This is a genomic window from Shewanella phaeophyticola (assembly GCF_025398315.1).
GTDB lineage: Bacteria > Pseudomonadota > Gammaproteobacteria > Enterobacterales > Shewanellaceae > Shewanella > Shewanella phaeophyticola.
Genome location: NZ_JAODOQ010000001.1, coordinates 2044120 through 2061173 on the forward strand (window position 1 = coordinate 2044120; position 17054 = coordinate 2061173).

The window sequence follows — 17054 nt, forward strand, 5'->3', positions numbered from 1 at the left end:
CTGATTTATAAATACTTAACAAATAAAAGCGCGAACCAAATGGTTCGCGCTTTTTGATTAAAAAAATTCATACAATTTACAAGTCTGCTTCTTTAAACTCAGCAATCGCTTCGCCTTTAAATTGTTTTTTTAATTCAGTCTTAGACAATTCGTTAATGTTGCCGCCTGCGGCAATGGTAAAGTGCCCAGTTTGATTTAGCTTTCTCGCTTGATACAGCATGACCACTTGTAAGGTTGATTCACGCTGTTGCTCAGTTAGCACTGTACCGTCATCCCATTTACCGAGTTCTGTGGCCGACAATAAACGCTGATACACTTCTTGTGGCATTTCATCGATGACTTTATTGATATCGTTCATACTGACTTCCGTTTATGTAACACAATTCTGACTCGAGTAATCAAGTACCCTGTAAACCCTGCAACAAAACTTGCAATGGCTATATAGGACGTTAAACCTTGAGCTGGCTCGCCGCCCCAAAACCACACCACAACGCCTGCAATAAACAAGGTTAAATAGATAAAGCTCTGATTCATTAAACTGTTTGAGCGCTCAATGTGGCTAATAATAGACAATGATTCGGTGTTTCCGGTCAAGTCTGTTTTGCAATGTGGGCATTGCTTAGCTTGGCTAGAAATACGCTTTTGACATTTAGGGCATGCAATTAACGCCATGATGATTTTACCTGTTATATCAACTGAATGATTACAAGCTGTCGACAACGGCCAACATGGCCACTAACGACGCTTCGCCTAAATAAATGCTGCGCTCAGGAGACCAACCTACAAATGGGTCAGCCAGGTTAGCATTATCTTTAAATGGCATTTCTAATGTATTTGATAAGCACGAGAAAGTATTTGCAACCCAGTTAGAACCCACGGTTAAATTTGCTTTACCAGGCTCGTCTTTGTCATAGCCAAACTCTGTTTGGAAGTCTGCACTGGCAATGGTTAAGGCGCTCACAAATTGTTGTTGTAACGCGGCCATTTTATCAGTGTAGTTTGGTACCCCTTCGCATCCTGCTAAAAACACATAAGGTAAACCTTCATCACCGTGAACATCGTAAAATAGATCTACGCCGGTTTGGTGCATTTTGTTCACTACGTAGTAAACTTCTGGGCTTTTTTCTAGACTTGGAGTTTGCCATTCACGGTTCAAGTTGGTGCCCACGGCATTAGTACGTAAGTGGCCACGTGCACTTCCATCTGGGTTCATGTTAGGTACAACATAAAAATTTGCTTTGTCTAACAGCGCTTTAGATGTTGGGCAATCACCATCGAGTAAACGATTAAGTAAGCCTTCGACTAACCATTCAGCCATGGTTTCGCCTGGATGTTGGCGTGCTGTGATCCAAATGTTTTTCTTGTCAGGATTGCCATCACCGATTTTCAGTAAACTCATATCACGGCCATCCAAAGTTAAGCCTAAATGCTCCAAGCTGACTGCTGGGTGTAGCTGTACTTCGCTGATAAGATCTAAATGACGTTCGTAACTGTATGGAGCAAAGTAAGCAATTTGAATAGCTTCACAATCTAATTCAACTTGAATCGTTAAGACACCATTTTCATATTGCGTTGGCAGTCTAAACCATGTTGCACGGTCATAACTGGCCACCGCTTGATAGTCTTCCCATCCTGCAGGATAAGATGCGCTGCCGGCATTAAGAATATTCATGGTGTAGGTCTGACCGACCTCACCTTCTAAACGGAAATTGAACCACTGGTAAAATTCATCACCAAAATCAGGACGAATAGCGAGTTGAATGTCATCGTGTTTGTCGATATTGATGACGTTAATATTGCCACCGTCAAAGTTTGCACTGATCCGCATTAGGGCGTTCCTTTAATTTGCTTGCGCTTATATTTCGACATGTATATGCCTTATTTTATGCGCCATAGCTTATCAAATGCGGCTAATAGTGTGAACCTTTAAAAGCTAAAGCTGTAGCCTTGTCCTCTGACGGTATTGATTAAATCACGCGGTAAATTGCCTTTAGCTAATTTACGTCGAGTATTACTGATGTGCATGTCTAAATTACGATCAAATTGTCCAAGTTTTTTATGTAAAACACGTTGTTGTAATTCCGCTTTTGTCACTACAGCACCTTGGCGTTCATATAAATATTTAAACAGGCGATATTCAGTTTGGGTAAGTGTTAATGGTTTATCTTCGAGATAGACAGTGTAATTAACATCATCAAAATGTATTTTTTGCTCGGTAATATCATTGAGCGGCATTTGAGTTCGGCGTTTGAGAATATTAAGGCGTAATTGTAATTCACGTACGTTAACGGGTTGACTTAGGTAGTCATCAGCACCCAACTCGAGCGCATTAATTCGCTCTAACTCATTATTGGCATCGGCAATAACGATTATTGGCGTCGGCGCTTGTCTCGCGACTAACAACCAAAATGAATCCATTTTCGGTACGGAAAAGTCCAATAAAATGGCTTCTAAGGTCAAGGTTTCCATTTTGATCAACGCATCAAAGGCATTATTTACTTGATGGACGTAGTACCCTTGCGCTGTAAGTTGATAAAATAACTCATGAGACGCAGAATGTAGATCAATTAATAGAATATGTTTCATTGCAAACCACTTAATGATAACGATTTCTATTTAGATTATCACAAGAGATAACAACTAACCATGTAGCAACATCACATTATCAACATATTTTTGGCTTAGGTACAAAAATGGCCTGAAATATCAGGCCATTTTTACAATACTGACTGTGATGATTATTTATCAGTCATTAACTGTTTAATAAACTTGACTGGTGCACTGCCGTAGCTTAAAAACTGTTCATGGAACTGTTTTAAGTCAAAATCATCGCCTAGTTTGGCTTTTTGCTGCTCACGGAAATCATAAATCTCACGATAGCCCGCATAATAGCTAGTAAGCTGCACTTGGCTTAATGTTGCACGGCGCCATTTACCTTCTGCCTCAGCACGTTGTTGGAAGGCTTCGTTTTCAAGTAGGTTTATCACCTCTTGCTCACCCATGCCTTTAACCTGAATGCTGTAATCTAAAATTGTGTTACATATTACTCGCAGGTTCCATTTGTAATACATTAACCACATTTCAGGTTCAAAATCGCCATAGCCCTCTTCGAGCATCATGCGCTCGGTGTAAACGGCTCCATCCTTCAATCATGGCACCATTACCAAATAAGCTTTTCACTAGGCTTGGAGATTGATTTGAGTATACAAGCTGGGTGTAATGGCCTGGGATCGCCTCGTGAATATTCAGTACCTGTAAAATCCAGTGGTTATATTCACGTAAATAGCTTTCGGCTGACTCATCACTCATGCTATCTAATGGCGACACGTTATAATAGGTATTACCGCCTTGATCATACGGCTCAGGGAGCGCTAATAGACGCTCCAGCAAACCCGCGCATATACTCAGGTGTTTCACGTACAATTAATGGTTTGTCAGGGTCAAGGGTAACGAGTTGCTTGTCGTTGACAAATTTGATCAATGCGGGGATCTGTTTACGCACTTCTTCAACAAAGTTCTCTCGCTTAACATGTTTTGCTGATAACACATCGATTAACTGACGAATCGCTACCTTGTCATCTGCAGGTTTTGGTGTATCGATGTAAGTGGATCAAATTTTTGTGGTGATTTTAGCCATTTCTTGCTGGATGTGATTTTTATCCGCCACGGCTTTGTCATAAAGCTGTTTTGCTGTCATGCCTGACTGAATATCAAAGGCAAACTTTTCTTCGTATAGGGTTTCACCAATACGAAAATCACGCGCACCGTCTTTTGTCAGTTTTGCTTCAAGTTCGGTTAGCCACTCAATATGCTGTGTTATTGCGGCGGCCGCGGCCTCAAAGCGCGTGGTAAATAATGCTTTTTGCTCTGCGGTTAACCCTGAGTCTGCAACTTGCTTGACTAGCGCATCAGATAATACCGAAAACGCCCCTTTGTTTTGCATGATGGCTAATTGGGTGTGTTCTAAGGTTGGGTCACTGATGTTTGCTCTGGCAGCCTCATAATAGGCAGGTACATTTTCAAGGCGGGCAATAACTGACGCTAGGCGTTCATCAAGCGGAGCAAAGTCTTCGTTGATAATTTGCGCAAAGCCACCAGAAACATTGTAGTTAGACGGATCCCATTGCCAGCTTTTATAACGTTGTACATCCCATTTCATTGACTCTACGAGGTTAACCAAGAGTTTATAGTCAATCTGTTGATTAGGGCTGAGTGTCAACGGGTCAAATTGCGCTAATGCCGTTTGCTGTTTATCGACAAAAGCCAACGTGTTATCACGGCTTTGTTTGTTTGGGATCTCTAAATAGCCGTCGTTAACGTGTTTGCCACTGTAAAGCGCCCAGGTGGGCGACAACTGCCATAATTCATCAATAAACTGTTGTGAGTATTGGTCAAAGTCTACAGTTTTTGGGGCGACCACAGAGGTAACGTCTTTTGTTGCTGCGGTTTGTTCAGTTGCAACACTCGTTTGATTGTCACTACAGCCTAGCAAACTTGCTAGCGCTAAAGAGATGGCCATAGGCAATAATGCTTTGTTCATATTATGTCCCTAAATTTATTGTTTTTGTATTTTTGATTGGTGTTTATGGTGTTATGCATGTAGTTAACACCAAAGCCTTAAATGATTTTTTACTATCCATATAGTTAACCATGTTCGTCGCTGTTTTGCAGCAACTAGACACCTTTTGTGACACAAATTAACTTTGATAACGGCAATAGTTTTTGAGTAGCTGAGGAATTGAATCGGGCGAGCGTTTAGCCGTAGGTATAATAAAAGGGTCGAGCGTAGCCCTTAAGGTCAATTGCGTTAATCTAATGGTAAAAGGCGTGTGGCAGACCAGCAGGTGACAAGATTAATAGGCATGACTTAAGCGCATGGCAGCGCTTAAGTCATCATCAAAGCGTTACAAATTCCAAGGATTAGGCTTAGGCTATTTTTTGACTGGCGCCTTTTGCGTTTTGGCTTTTCTAAAATCAGTGTTGTCGCCTTTAGACTTACCCAAACTTAAGGTGGGTCTTTCATCTTGAGTTTTGGGTTTATTTTGACGGCTTTTCGGTACATGATTGAGTATTGACTCAGGTACCGGCTTTTTCGGCTCAAACCCTTCAATCACTTTACGTTCTAGCAAATGGCCTAATCGACTTTCAATCATGCACAGATTTTTAAAGTCATCTTTAGAAACAAACGATATCGCCTCACCAACGGCACCTGCCCGCCCAGTACGACCAATGCGATGAATGTAATCATCAGCAGGATACGGTAAGTCGTAGTTTATGACGCGTGATAAATCGTCAATATCGATACCACGAGACGCTATGCCAGTTGCCACAAGATATTTAATCTTCCTCGATTTAAAATCCGCTAAAATTTGTTCACGTACTGGCTGGCTGCGGCCACTGTGAATGCATTCTGCCTCAATGTCGCGCTTTTCGAGCTGACTCACTAACTTGGCAGCACCTTGCTTGGTTTCTATGAAAATCAGCGCTTGATCCCAAGCTTGTGTTTTAATTAAATGACTCAATAATGCTGATTTTTTGTCTTTATCAACCGTGGTTAACCATTGTGAAATTTTGGGTGCTGAGCTTTTATCAGCAATGACAGAGATTTCAACCGGACGATGAATGGCGGTTTTTGCAAGTGCACGAACTTGGTTTGATAGCGTCGCAGAAAACAACAAACTTTGGCGCTCTGATGGCAGTTTGTCGATGATTTTATTGATGTCTTCAATAAAGCCCATGTCTAACATGCGATCAGCTTCATCAAGCACTAACACTTCTAGCTCATCAAAATGCACTGCGCGCTGGGTGTATAAATCCAGTAAACGCCCAGGGGTTGCCACCAAAATATCAACGCCATCAATTAACGCTTGTTTTTGCGGCTTTTCATCAACACCACCGTATATCACAAACGATGACACCCCCACATGTTTAGCATACGCCACAATATTACTTTGAACCTGCACGGCAAGTTCACGAGTAGGTGTTAAAATAAGCGCGCGAATACGCTTTTTGCGTTGAGTTTGTGTGTCGGCTAAACGCTCTAATATTGGCAGCACAAAACTGGCGGTTTTACCGGTACCGGTTTGCGCGGCCGCAAGCAAGTTTTTGCCTTGTAAAATCACCGGAATGGTTTGTTGTTGGATAGGTGTTGGGTTGCTGTAACCCACTTCAGCTAAGGCTTTGACAATAGTGTCGCGTAATCCAAGTGTCGAAAATGGCATGAAATGAGTACTCAATAATAGAACAAATAATAGCGTGGTGTCAGTATAGCATTCACTCAAGGATCAAGTGAAAAACGCTTATAAATAACCGTTCGGAAATGAAAAAAGACGTCCGAAGACGTCTTTTTTCAAGTTTGGCGGTGAGCGAGAGATTCGAACTCTCGTTAGGGATTAACCTAAACACACTTTCCAGGCGTGCGCCTTCAGCCACTCAGCCAGCTCACCAATTTTGCGGATTTAAATACATTTTGTATGTAAATCCAAATATTGTTTGTTTACCGCTCTGTACGCCCGTTTACGATATAATGCTTGCAAGAGCCATCAGTAAACCATCATTGCCGTTTTTTTGTCGTTATATTCTCGTTAAATGAGATAAATCATAACTAGCGGTGATGTCGAACGTGGCGTACTTTACGCAAATGCCGATAGCGGGTCAAGCTAAATCACCCCACTATCAAACGTTTGCACAAATGCTCGACAACTTAAGCAAAATCTATCCAATCAAACTTGGAAACAAGCCTTTTACACCCGCTGAAATAACCTCAATGCCTAACGACAGCATTAATAAGCCCATCAGACGAGTAATCACGTTAATACCTGTTTTTCCTAAAAATTTAAATAACACCGGTGCCATGCGGAATAATCCCCAGCTCACTAAACCTAAAGTGACAATGGTTAAAAACATCCCGATGAAGTTAACCATTTTGTTGTGCTCAGCTGCAAATACAATCACCGAACTAATGGCACCCGAGCGCCATTAAAGGCAGCGCTAAAGGTACAACCGCGACAGACTCCATGCCCGAAGACTCACGGTCCTCTTCTTGGTTGCGTTTAACTTCACTGATTTTACCTTGCAACATCGACATCGCGATAATACAAATCAAGCTACCGCCGGCAATTCGAAAGGCAGAGAGTGAAATACTAAACATACTCAAAATATGCTGACCGGCAAACATAGTCACCAATAAAATGACCACCACAGCAAAGTTTGCCACCCGATTGGTATGTTGACGCTCAATTTCGGTTTGATGGCTCGTCAAGCTGACAAAAACAGGTAATAACCCTACCGGATTGATAATCGCTAACAGTCCTAAGAAGAACTTGATATAAAGCATAAAATCCACTAACTGAACCCTCTTGATATAACCTGTTTTGACGCTCGATTCTGAGCGCGCTAATGTAGCCGAAACATGTTGATTTACATAATGAGATTTTTTGCTATTTTAATGCCACTTTGCCTTAGAAAAGCTAATGCGATTTACTTAAAAATCCCCTGATAACCATTATCACCAAATGTTTATAATAATGTTTTGCGTATTTTTATTTCATCATTCGCGTTTCTGCCGTGTTTTTATGGTTTTAATACACAATTAGTGCTGAAAAATCACACAAATCAGCATTATTGATCGCGTTCTCTTTTTTAGATCTGTATCTTTGCCATACAACACTAAGCTGAACATAAAATAACCATGATGAAAAATACTAACGTTAAGGTAAACGTAGACATAAAAAAAGAGATGCCATCTATGATGACATCTCTTGCTTAATCCGTAATACCGTTTTGAGTGATATTAACGTTATCGATTTAGCTCATGGTAATACCAATTCCACTAATTATCTGGTCATTCAGCGGGAGTTCTGTGTCTTCTAGGCAAGTAATAGGATTGTAGGCATAGTTGCTCTACGTCAAAATACTATTAAGCAGCATAGAAGGCACAGAAACCCGCCTTGCAGGAGGCGCTCAGACTGTCCATTTCTTTGTTGCATTGCCTTAGAAGGGAATAACCATTATTTCAACAATGCGCCTCAAACTGAACAGTCTGAGCGACTCTGATTGTTCACATAATTAATGGAAATGGTATAATAACTATTTTGCTGTCCAGCGATCCATCCAACCGAGTACATTTTTGTACCACTGTTGTAAATTGTCTTGATTTAAAATCCAGTGGTTTTCATCTGGGAACACTAACAATTCTGATGGAATACCATTACGTTGCATGTAAGTGTAAGCCGCTAAGCCTTGACCATAGGGGACACGGTAATCTTTTTCACCGTGGATCACTAACATTGGCGTTTTCCAGTTTTCAACATAGTTCACTGGGTTAAACTTCTCAAACAGTGCTTTATTTTTGTCGTACGTGCCACCAAATTCATATTCAGGGAACCATAGTTCTTCAGTCACGTAATACATTGAGCGCATATCAAATAAACCTGCGTGGTTAACAAGACATTGGAAACCGTCGTTCCAGTTACCTTGGAACCAGTTCATCATGTAGCCTCCGTATGAACCTCCTAAGGCACATGCATTATTCGCATCTAACCAAGGTTGTTGCGCGGTAACAGACGCCAAGCCCTTTTTAAGATCTTCTAGTGGTTTTCCGCCCCAGTCTTTACCAATAGAGTCGGTAAATGCCTGGCCATAACCAGTAGAACCGTGGAAGTCGACCATCACGACGCCATAACCTGCACCGGCTCCAAAGCTGTGCGTTCCAACGACCACTAAAACTGTTACCAAATGACCCTTGTGCATGCACCGTGTACTAAATACGCAATCGGGTATTGTTTACCTTCGACATAGTTAGCCGGTTTAATCCAGTAGCCATGCACGGTTTCATCATTCCAACCTTTAAAGTTGAACTGCTCATACTCACCAAATTTGATGTTAGCTAGTTTGTCTTTGTTGACGTCAGTTAGCTGTGTAAGGTGCTCACCCTCTGTTGTTACGCTAAATAAATCACCCGGTTCAATTAAAGATGATTTTTTGAAAATCAATTGGTTGTTCGTCACGGCGATTAAACTGTTACTGCCTTGGTTGTAAATTGGACGCACATCACCAAATTGGGTGTTCACTTCAAAAATTGACACTTGCCCAACATCTTGTGCGGTAACGTACAGAGTACGGCCATCGGCACTGAATGTCAGTGAACTTGGGCTGCGATCCCACAGGGGGGCGACTTCTTTTTCTTGGCCAGTAACATTGTCACGTAGCATGATGCGGTAACGATCCGCTTCGTAACCTGGCTTGGTCATGGCTAAGTACGCTAAATAACGGCCATCAGCTGAGAACGTTGGCTGTGAGTCCCATGCAGCGTTTGCTTCGGTTAAGTTAACGGTTTCACCACCGGTAACAGGCACTTGCCATAAATCGTAATTAGTGGTCCAGGCTTGATCGCGACTTGGCGCTTTAGCACTATATACCACGTGTTTACCATCAGGGGTAAAGGTCACCTCTTCCATGCCAGAAAACGGCTTGGGCGGCGTTTCTGTATCGCGATTAGCGGTAACGTTGGTAGGCTCAGTGATTTTTTTACCGTTTAATTGGCCAACAAATAAATGATTGCGGGCATGGTCTTCCCAAGTATCCCAGTGACGAACCATTAATTGCTTATATTCGCGCCCCGAAGTTTTGCTTTCATCAATGGCGGTAAACTTGTCTTTAGAACAAGCTAAGTCTTTGCATTCAGGGAACACACGCAGGGTCATGACCACTTGCTTACCATCTTGCGACAATTTATAACCATTTACATCTAATGGTAAATCGGTAACAGCCATGGCTTCACCGCCATTAAGGCCAATTGATATAACTGGCTGGTGCCCGTGCGGCTCGCAAGGAAATAAATCGATTTATTGTCGGCAGAAAAACTCACATCATGTTCAGTACCTGCCGCAGCGGTTATCTGTTTAGGCTGTGCATTTTTATTGGTTAAATCGAGTAGATACAGATCTGAGCTGGCTTCACCTTGGTCATCAACCACTTTAACGCCATAAACTAGGCTTTTACCGTCATTTGATACTGCGGCAGAATGCAATTTATTTAAATTAACTAATTGCTGCACATTAAAAGGTGTCGGCTCAGCCGCAAGCGCTGATGTTGCCATTCCGGCGGCAACCAGTGCAAATAATACAGAGGACTTTTTCATTGTTATGGAGTCTCAGTTGTTTTAGTAGTGATTGTGAGCCGTGTTGTGCATGGCTTACGATAAATATGTATTGCAGACTAGCGAAAGCAAAACGCTCAGGCAACAGGCCTTTTGTAAAAAGCTGTAAACCTGAGCGTCTTATCACATTGACACTGTAGTGAGTCTATGTGTTTGCCGTAAATAACGCCGATTATTTGGCTTTGCTATTGGCAATATTCACTTTCCATATTGCAGTAGCCAGTCTCGTGAGCATTAACGCCATTAGAATCTACAGCAACGGTTACAGGCATATCTTGTACTTCAAACTCGTAAATAGCTTCCATTCCCAAGTCTTCAAATGCCACAACACGGGCTTTTTTAATGGCTTTAGACACTAAATAAGCCGCGCCGCCCACTGCCATTAAATACACAGCTTTATGCTTTTTAATTGACGCTACGGTTTCAGCGATCACGCTCAGATTTACCAATCATGCCCATTAGACCGGTTTTGTCTAACATCATGTCGGTAAATTTATCCATACGGGTTGCTGTTGTTGGGCCTGCTGGGCCAACCACTTCTTCACGCACAGGATCAACATGAGCCGACGTAGTAAATAAACTTACCTGTAAAATCGACACCCTCAGGTAGACCTTCGCCTGAATCTAACAGCGATTGGATGCGTTTATGCGCTGCATCGCGACCGGTTAACATTTTACCGTTAAGCAATAAGGTATCACCACTGTTCCAAGTTTCGATTTCAGCTTGAGTGATGTTATCCAGGTTAACACGGTGAGTATTCTCGCCCGCTTCACGAGTGATTTCTGGCCAATCAGATAATGATGGTGGTGTTAAATCAACTGGACCTGTACCGTCTAAATGAAAATGCACATGGCGGGTTGCTGCACAATTTGGGATCATCACGACAGGCTTAGAAGCCGCATGAGTTGGCGCTGATTTGATTTTAATGTCTAGCACGGTTGTTAAACCACCTAAACCTTGCGCACCTATACCTAAGTTGTTAGCGCGCTCAAAAATATCTACACGTAACTTCTCTTCAGTTGTTTCTGCGCCGCGCGCCATTAACTCGTGAATATCAACAGGATCCATTAGCGACTCTTTTGCCATTACCGCGGCTTTTTCAGCCGTGCCGCCAATACCTATGCCGAGCATGCCTGGTGGACACCAACCCGCACCCATTGTCGGTAAGGTTTTTTCTACCCAAGCTGCAATGTCATCAGATGGGTTTAACATCGCCATTTTTGATTTGTTTTCAGAGCCGCCGCCTTTAGCTGCAATCATCACTTCAACCTGATTACCCGCAACCATGTCAATATGTACCACCGACGGGGTATTGTCTTTGGTGTTTTTGCGCGCGCCAGCAGGATCTGCGACAATCGATGCACGTAATGGATTATCTGGATTAGTGTAAGCACGGCGTACACCTTCATCAACCATTTCTTGTACTGTCATATCGGTTTTGTCCCACTGTACCGACATACCAATTTTAACAAATGTAGTCACAATCCCCGTGTCTTGACACAAAGGACGCTTACCTTCTGCTGACATACGCGAGTTAATTAAGATTTGCGCTATCGCATCTTTGGCCGCTGCACTTTGTTCACGCTTGTAAGCATTGTACATCGCATCAACAAAATCTTTCGGGTGATAGTAAGAAATGTATTGTAGTGAATCGGCGATACTTTCAATAAAGTCGGCCTGTTTAATTACAACAGGAGTATTGGAAGTAGTTGTAGGGGTATTGCTCGACATATGGGGCGCTCCAGCAGCCATTGCGGCCTAACATTATTATCTTTATCAACACAATCGTTTGAGTAGCCATCTCGTTATTATTAACCGACTCAATCACGCGTCATTAAACGATTACCAAACGAGGTTAACTATTTAGACCAATATGATACTCTTTCCATCCTTTTTGGGCTACATCACATTTTTAGATAAGGGTTATCGATGTTTGCGCGGGTAAAAAACACACTCTATGGGCAAAAATTAGATTGGAAAATTGACACTAAACAATTGTTTGCATTATTTAGTGATGACCCTTGAGGCCATATTACTCGACTCTGCCAGTGCCGTGCATCCAGATGCGAAGTTTGACATTATTGCCATTAACCCTATTGCGACCTTAACCAGTGATGATGGCCTGTGCCAATTTACCCCTATCCATCACGATATTTGGCAACTTAATATTACGCCTTCTGCTGCGCTGTCGCCCCTTGAAAACTTAGCCCATATTCATACTTTGCTTTATCCCACTCAACAAGCGTGTGAACACCCTTTTAATGTCGGTGCCGTCGGCGCATGGGGTTATGATTTAGGCCGCAGTATAGAGAAACTGCCACATTCAGCCAACAAAGATATTCACCTACAAGAGATGAATATCGGGTTTTATGATTTTTGCTTGCTTTACAGTTATGAAGATAACTGCTGGTATGCTTATCATTATGACGGAAATGAGGCGCTTGAAACTGAAGTGAATTTAATTCAATCAAAAATAAGGCCTCAGTCTAACAGCAATAAATCGTCTCATGCGACCACACACAATTTTACCTTAACCTCAACATGGCAAAATCAACTCACTCAGCAACAATACCAGCAAAAATTTGCTCAGGTGCAGCAGTATTTACTCAGCGGTGATTGCTATCAAATCAATTTAACTCAGCGTTTTGAAGCACATTATCAAGGTGATGAATGGCAAGCTTATTGTGCATTGTCGCATGTTAACCAAGCGCCCTTTTCAGCATTTATGCGTTTGCCCGAGCATTGTGTGTTATCGATATCGCCTGAGCGCTTTATTCGGTTACAGCAAAAACAGATAGAAACAAAGCCCATTAAAGGCACCATGCCACGCAGTATTGACCCCGTTCAGGATCAACTTGCTGCCGACACGCTAAGCCATTCTGTAAAAGATCGCGCTGAAAATGTCATGATTGTGGATTTACTGCGTAACGATATAGGTAAAGTAGCAGCGCCTGGTAGTGTTAAGGTGCCGTCGTTATTTGCTATTGAGAGCTTTCCTGCGGTGCACCATTTAGTGAGCACAGTCACAGCCACACTGGCAGCCGATCATAATGCCTTTGATTTACTCCAGGCCGCCTTTCCTGGCGGCTCAATAACCGGTGCGCCCAAAATACGCGCCATGCAAATTATTGAAGAGTTAGAACCATCAAGACGTAATCTTTATTGCGGCAGTATTGGTTACATCAGCCAGAACGGTAATATGGACACCAGCATTACCATTCGCACCTTAGTGACCGAGCAAAACAACATTTACTGTTGGGCGGGCGGCGGTATTGTGGCAGATTCTGATGCGAAAGCTGAATACCAAGAAAGCTTTGATAAAGTCAGTAAAATCTTGCCCTTGTTAGAGAATCTTAATAAACAATAATACGCTGATATTTTCTAAGCCGTTAAATCTCAGTACTTAATTGAGCCAAAAAGCTTTTCATATACTTAATTCTTTTGCTGGCTTCTATTTTTGCAGATTCGGTGTGCATGGTGTCAGCAAGCTTAAATAATTTTGTGAAGAAGTGGTCAATCGCAAAAAGCCGATCATTAGCTTGTCTGTTTATACAAAATGGATCATCAAGATGATATAAGCTCACACCAAGACTGGTGCTGACTTGAAGACACCTTGCAATACCGATTGCGCCTAATGCATCTAACCTGTCGGCATCTTGAACAACTTTCGCTTCGACACTTTGTGGCGCTACATTGGCGCTAAAGCTGTGCGCAACTATCGCATGGTGAATGGCAGGTAAAAATTGAGTAGGATAATTAATACTCTCTAAAAACGCGATGGCTTTATCTGCCGCATAAATCGAACTTTGAGCACGGTCTGGATGGTTTTTAGCAAATGAGAAGCAATCGTGTAAATAAGCTGCGGGTATGACTACCGCAAGATCAGCGCTTTCACTCAAACATAGTGTTTTTGCTGTGTTAACCACTCGACTCACATGATTAAGATCATGCGCCAAGTCTTGTTGCATTTCTGCATTAATAAACCCAATGAAATGGGTTTCATACATTTCAATCATTTACTCCCTCTTAATTAATCTTTTATTAGCGTGATTTAGCATACCTTAAGTTGACAAACACATCACAATAACACCATTTATTATTTAAAATTTAACCTAGCCGAACTTTCATTTCAAAGTGAAACTGACCAATTGCTCAAATACATCTTGAGCATTCACTCAAAACCTGTTTCAATATCATCATTAATAGAAAAGGAGTTAGTCATGCTTAAGTTTTATTTCCATCCTGGCTCTAATCCAATGAAAGTCGCGTTATTCCTTGCTGAAACCGGTTTACCATATGAACTCGTGCCTGTAGATACCCTTAAAGGTGAGCAACATACTGCTGAGTTTAAAGCGATTAACCCGAATGCAAAGACGCCTGCCATTGATGATAATGGCGTTAGAGTGTTCGACTCGAATGCTATTTTATTATACTTGGCAGAAAAATCGGGTCAGTTACAAGGTAAAGTGCAACACCGTGGTGAGTTATTGTCTTGGTTAATGTTTATCGCCACAGGGTTAGGTCCTTTTTCTGGTCAATCTGTTCATTTTAGACACCATGCACCTGAGAAAATCGCCTATGCAACCAACCGTTATTTACGTGAAGTCCAACGTCATTATGAAGTGCTAAACGATCACTTAGCAGGGCGTGAATACTTAGTGGGTGACGAATATACCATTGCTGACGTATCTGCATGGGGCTGGATTGATAAAGCAACGGTAGTATTAGGTGAAGAAGGTTTAGCACCGTATCCTTATCTACAAGGTTGGTACAATCGTGTGAGCGCCCGCCCGGCCGTTGAAGTGGCACGCAATATTGGTAAAGATATCGCCTTTAAAGGTGAGTTTGATGATGAAGCTAAACGAGCTTTCTTCCCGCAAAATTTTCCAAAAGCTTAACTAAATCCAGATTCAGTTTATCAAGCTCAAGTCATTAAAAACGCGTAATGCCCTGCACTACGCGTTTTTATTTGGCCATTTTCACTATAAACACCACAACGCGATGAGTGAGGGAGTTAATATGCCACGTTGTGATTATTTACTATTGGTATAGTACGATTTAACTTGTTCTTATCAGGTTATTTTTCTACTGTTAGTATAGCCTTTGAAAATGATTATCAATGAGGTTGATCATGAATACTCACTTGCAACATCAAGTTAACCAATGGTTACAGCAAGACCCAGACCCAAAAACCCAACAAGCATTACACACCCTAGTCGACAACCAAGATGAAGATGCATTAACGGCGATGTTTTCTGGCCGTCTAGCATTTGGTACAGCCGGACTGCGTGGTGTAGTAGGCCATGGCCAATGGCCATGAATCGTTTAGTTATCAGGCAAACAACCGCAGGTTTAGGTGCATATTTGTTATCACAAATTAGTTATGCGGCAACGCGCGGTGTCATTATTGGTTATGACGGCCGCCATGATTCATACACTTTTGCTCATGATGCTGCCAGCGTGCTCACCGCAATGGGGATTACCGTGCGCTTAACCACACAAGTAGCAGCAACGCCACTAGTCGCATTTGGCGTAAAACACTTTAATGCAGCGGCAGGTATTGTGGTTACGGCAAGCCACAACCCACCACAATATAATGGTTATAAAGTGTATTGGGAAAATGGCGCACAGATTATTCCACCGCACGACTCAGGTATTGCAGCCAGAATTGCACAGGCTGCAACTCAAGCTATTCCATTTATGGAGCTCAGTGCCGCCAAAGCACAAGATAAACTCATTTGGCTTAAAGATGATTTTTATCAGACGTATCGTCAAGGGGTACACAGTGCCAGTGAATTACAACAACATTCAGATCCAAAAGGCGTCAGTTTAGCCTATACCGCCATGCATGGCGTTGGAGCTAATATGGCTGAAGCAGTGTTACACGATGCTGGCTTCAAACAAGTGTATTCTGTAGCGGCGCAGCGCGAACCAGACGGTGACTTCCCTACGGTGAACTTCCCTAATCCAGAAGAAAAAGGTGCTATGGATTTAGTCATTGCTGAGGCTCAAAAGCATCAAGCCATGCTTGCATGCGCAAACGATCCTGATGCCGATCGCTTTGCTGTAGCGGCTCGCACGGCAAACAACGACTATAAAATGCTAACCGGCGATCAAGTTGGCGTGTTATTTGGTGAGTATTTATTATCACATGCGCCAGCACACCAGCGGTTAGTGGGCACCACAATTGTGTCTTCTAGTTTATTGTCTAAAGTGGCTCAGTCGTTACATGCAAGCTGTTACACCACCCTTACCGGCTTTAAATGGTTAATGAATGTCGGGATCAACAAATGCGAAGCCGACAATCAATTCTTGTTCGCTTATGAAGAAGCGCTTGGTTATACCGTAGGCAGTATGGTGTGGGACAAAGATGGTTTATCTGCTTTAGTGGCTTTTGCCCAACTTTGTGCTGAATTAACCGAAAAAGGTCAAACAGTTTGGGATAAATTAGAACACATTTATCGCCAGCATGGCTTTCACCTTAATGCTCAAGTCAGTATTGCCCTTAAACCTGACACGCCTAATATAGGCGAGCACTTACGCCAACACCCACCTGCAAACATTGCCGATTATGCAGTGCTGTCATGTGATGATTTAAGTCAGTCGCTACGCACTTTTGCTAATGGCGCGACTGCCGTTATTGATTTACCTAAAAGCGATGTTTTAATTTATTGTCTCGAGAATGGCGCTCGCGTTATTGTAAGGCACTCGGGAACAGAGCCTAAAATTAAGTGCTATTACGAAGTAGTAGAAACCATGAATGTGACTGATACCTGGGAAAGCGCACAACAACGTGCTGAACAAGCAATGTCGCAATTTATTCAAGCTCATCAAGCAAGTTTGCCAAACTAGCTTAATAGAAATAACCCATCACTAAAAGCATTAATGTTAAAC

The 17054-nt window shown here is 42.3% G+C and carries 7 protein-coding genes, 1 tRNA gene and 6 pseudogenes; 3 read left to right on the top strand and 11 right to left on the bottom strand.

Features of this window, described 5'->3' with window-relative positions; translation table 11 throughout:
• Positions 1-76 precede the first annotated feature (76 nt).
• The 10 genes and pseudogenes from N4T56_RS09530 to N4T56_RS09575 form a co-directional block, all read right to left on the bottom strand.
• On the bottom strand, positions 77-358 hold the full coding sequence (locus N4T56_RS09530; RefSeq protein ID WP_261733069.1) for a YeaC family protein: 282 nt from the start codon (positions 356-358) through the stop codon (positions 77-79).
• Entirely contained in the window at positions 355-672 is a 318-nt protein-coding gene (locus N4T56_RS09535; RefSeq protein WP_261733070.1) for a zinc ribbon domain-containing protein, read from the bottom strand. Before N4T56_RS09535 ends, N4T56_RS09530 begins: the two co-directional genes overlap by 4 nt.
• A 31-nt stretch (positions 673-703) precedes the next feature.
• Positions 704-1828, bottom strand: coding sequence for a M14 family metallopeptidase (locus N4T56_RS09540; RefSeq protein ID WP_261733071.1), 1125 nt, complete (start codon positions 1826-1828; stop codon positions 704-706).
• Between the two features lie 98 nt (positions 1829-1926).
• Complete coding sequence (locus tag N4T56_RS09545; RefSeq protein WP_261733072.1) at positions 1927-2586, bottom strand: response regulator transcription factor; 660 nt, start codon at positions 2584-2586, stop codon at positions 1927-1929.
• A 152-nt stretch (positions 2587-2738) separates the two neighbouring features.
• A pseudogene (locus N4T56_RS09550) lies at positions 2739-4540 on the bottom strand (DUF885 domain-containing protein).
• Positions 4541-4931: 391 nt separating this feature from the next.
• Positions 4932-6221 (bottom strand): DEAD/DEAH box helicase, encoded by a 1290-nt coding sequence (locus N4T56_RS09555; RefSeq protein WP_261733073.1) that lies wholly within the window; start codon positions 6219-6221, stop codon positions 4932-4934.
• Between the two features lie 135 nt (positions 6222-6356).
• Positions 6357-6446: transfer RNA gene (locus tag N4T56_RS09560), tRNA-Ser, on the bottom strand.
• Positions 6447-6714: 268 nt separating this feature from the next.
• Positions 6715-7336: pseudogene (locus N4T56_RS09565) on the bottom strand (YchE family NAAT transporter).
• Between the two features lie 752 nt (positions 7337-8088).
• A pseudogene (locus N4T56_RS09570) lies at positions 8089-10141 on the bottom strand (dipeptidyl-peptidase 5).
• 190 nt (positions 10142-10331) lie between these two features.
• Positions 10332-11891 (bottom strand): annotated as a pseudogene (locus N4T56_RS09575) (fumarate hydratase).
• A 198-nt stretch (positions 11892-12089) separates the two neighbouring features.
• Here N4T56_RS09575 and pabB point away from each other — a divergent pair.
• Positions 12090-13527: pseudogene (pabB, locus tag N4T56_RS09580) on the top strand (aminodeoxychorismate synthase component I).
• 22 nt (positions 13528-13549) lie between these two features.
• Here pabB and N4T56_RS09585 read toward each other — a convergent pair.
• Entirely contained in the window at positions 13550-14176 is a 627-nt protein-coding gene (locus N4T56_RS09585; RefSeq protein WP_261733074.1) for an HD domain-containing protein, read from the bottom strand.
• Positions 14177-14380: 204 nt separating this feature from the next.
• Between N4T56_RS09585 and N4T56_RS09590 the strand changes: the two genes are divergently transcribed.
• Entirely contained in the window at positions 14381-15058 is a 678-nt protein-coding gene (locus N4T56_RS09590; RefSeq protein ID WP_261733075.1) for a glutathione S-transferase family protein, read from the top strand.
• Between the two features lie 233 nt (positions 15059-15291).
• A pseudogene (locus N4T56_RS09595) lies at positions 15292-17012 on the top strand (phospho-sugar mutase).
• Positions 17013-17054 lie beyond the last annotated feature (42 nt).

Excerpts from the sequence above, each read along its gene's own strand:
- N4T56_RS09545 (WP_261733072.1), bottom strand. The coding sequence starts at position 2,586 with ATGAAACATATTCTATTAATTGATCTACATTCTGCGTCTCATGAGTTA.
- N4T56_RS09585 (WP_261733074.1), bottom strand. The coding sequence starts at position 14,176 with ATGATTGAAATGTATGAAACCCATTTCATTGGGTTTATTAATGCAGAA.
- N4T56_RS09535 (WP_261733070.1), bottom strand. The coding sequence starts at position 672 with ATGGCGTTAATTGCATGCCCTAAATGTCAAAAGCGTATTTCTAGCCAA.
- N4T56_RS09540 (WP_261733071.1), bottom strand. The coding sequence starts at position 1,828 with ATGCGGATCAGTGCAAACTTTGACGGTGGCAATATTAACGTCATCAAT.
- N4T56_RS09590 (WP_261733075.1), top strand. The coding sequence starts at position 14,381 with ATGCTTAAGTTTTATTTCCATCCTGGCTCTAATCCAATGAAAGTCGCG.
- N4T56_RS09555 (WP_261733073.1), bottom strand. The coding sequence starts at position 6,221 with ATGCCATTTTCGACACTTGGATTACGCGACACTATTGTCAAAGCCTTA.
- N4T56_RS09530 (WP_261733069.1), bottom strand. The coding sequence starts at position 358 with ATGAACGATATCAATAAAGTCATCGATGAAATGCCACAAGAAGTGTAT.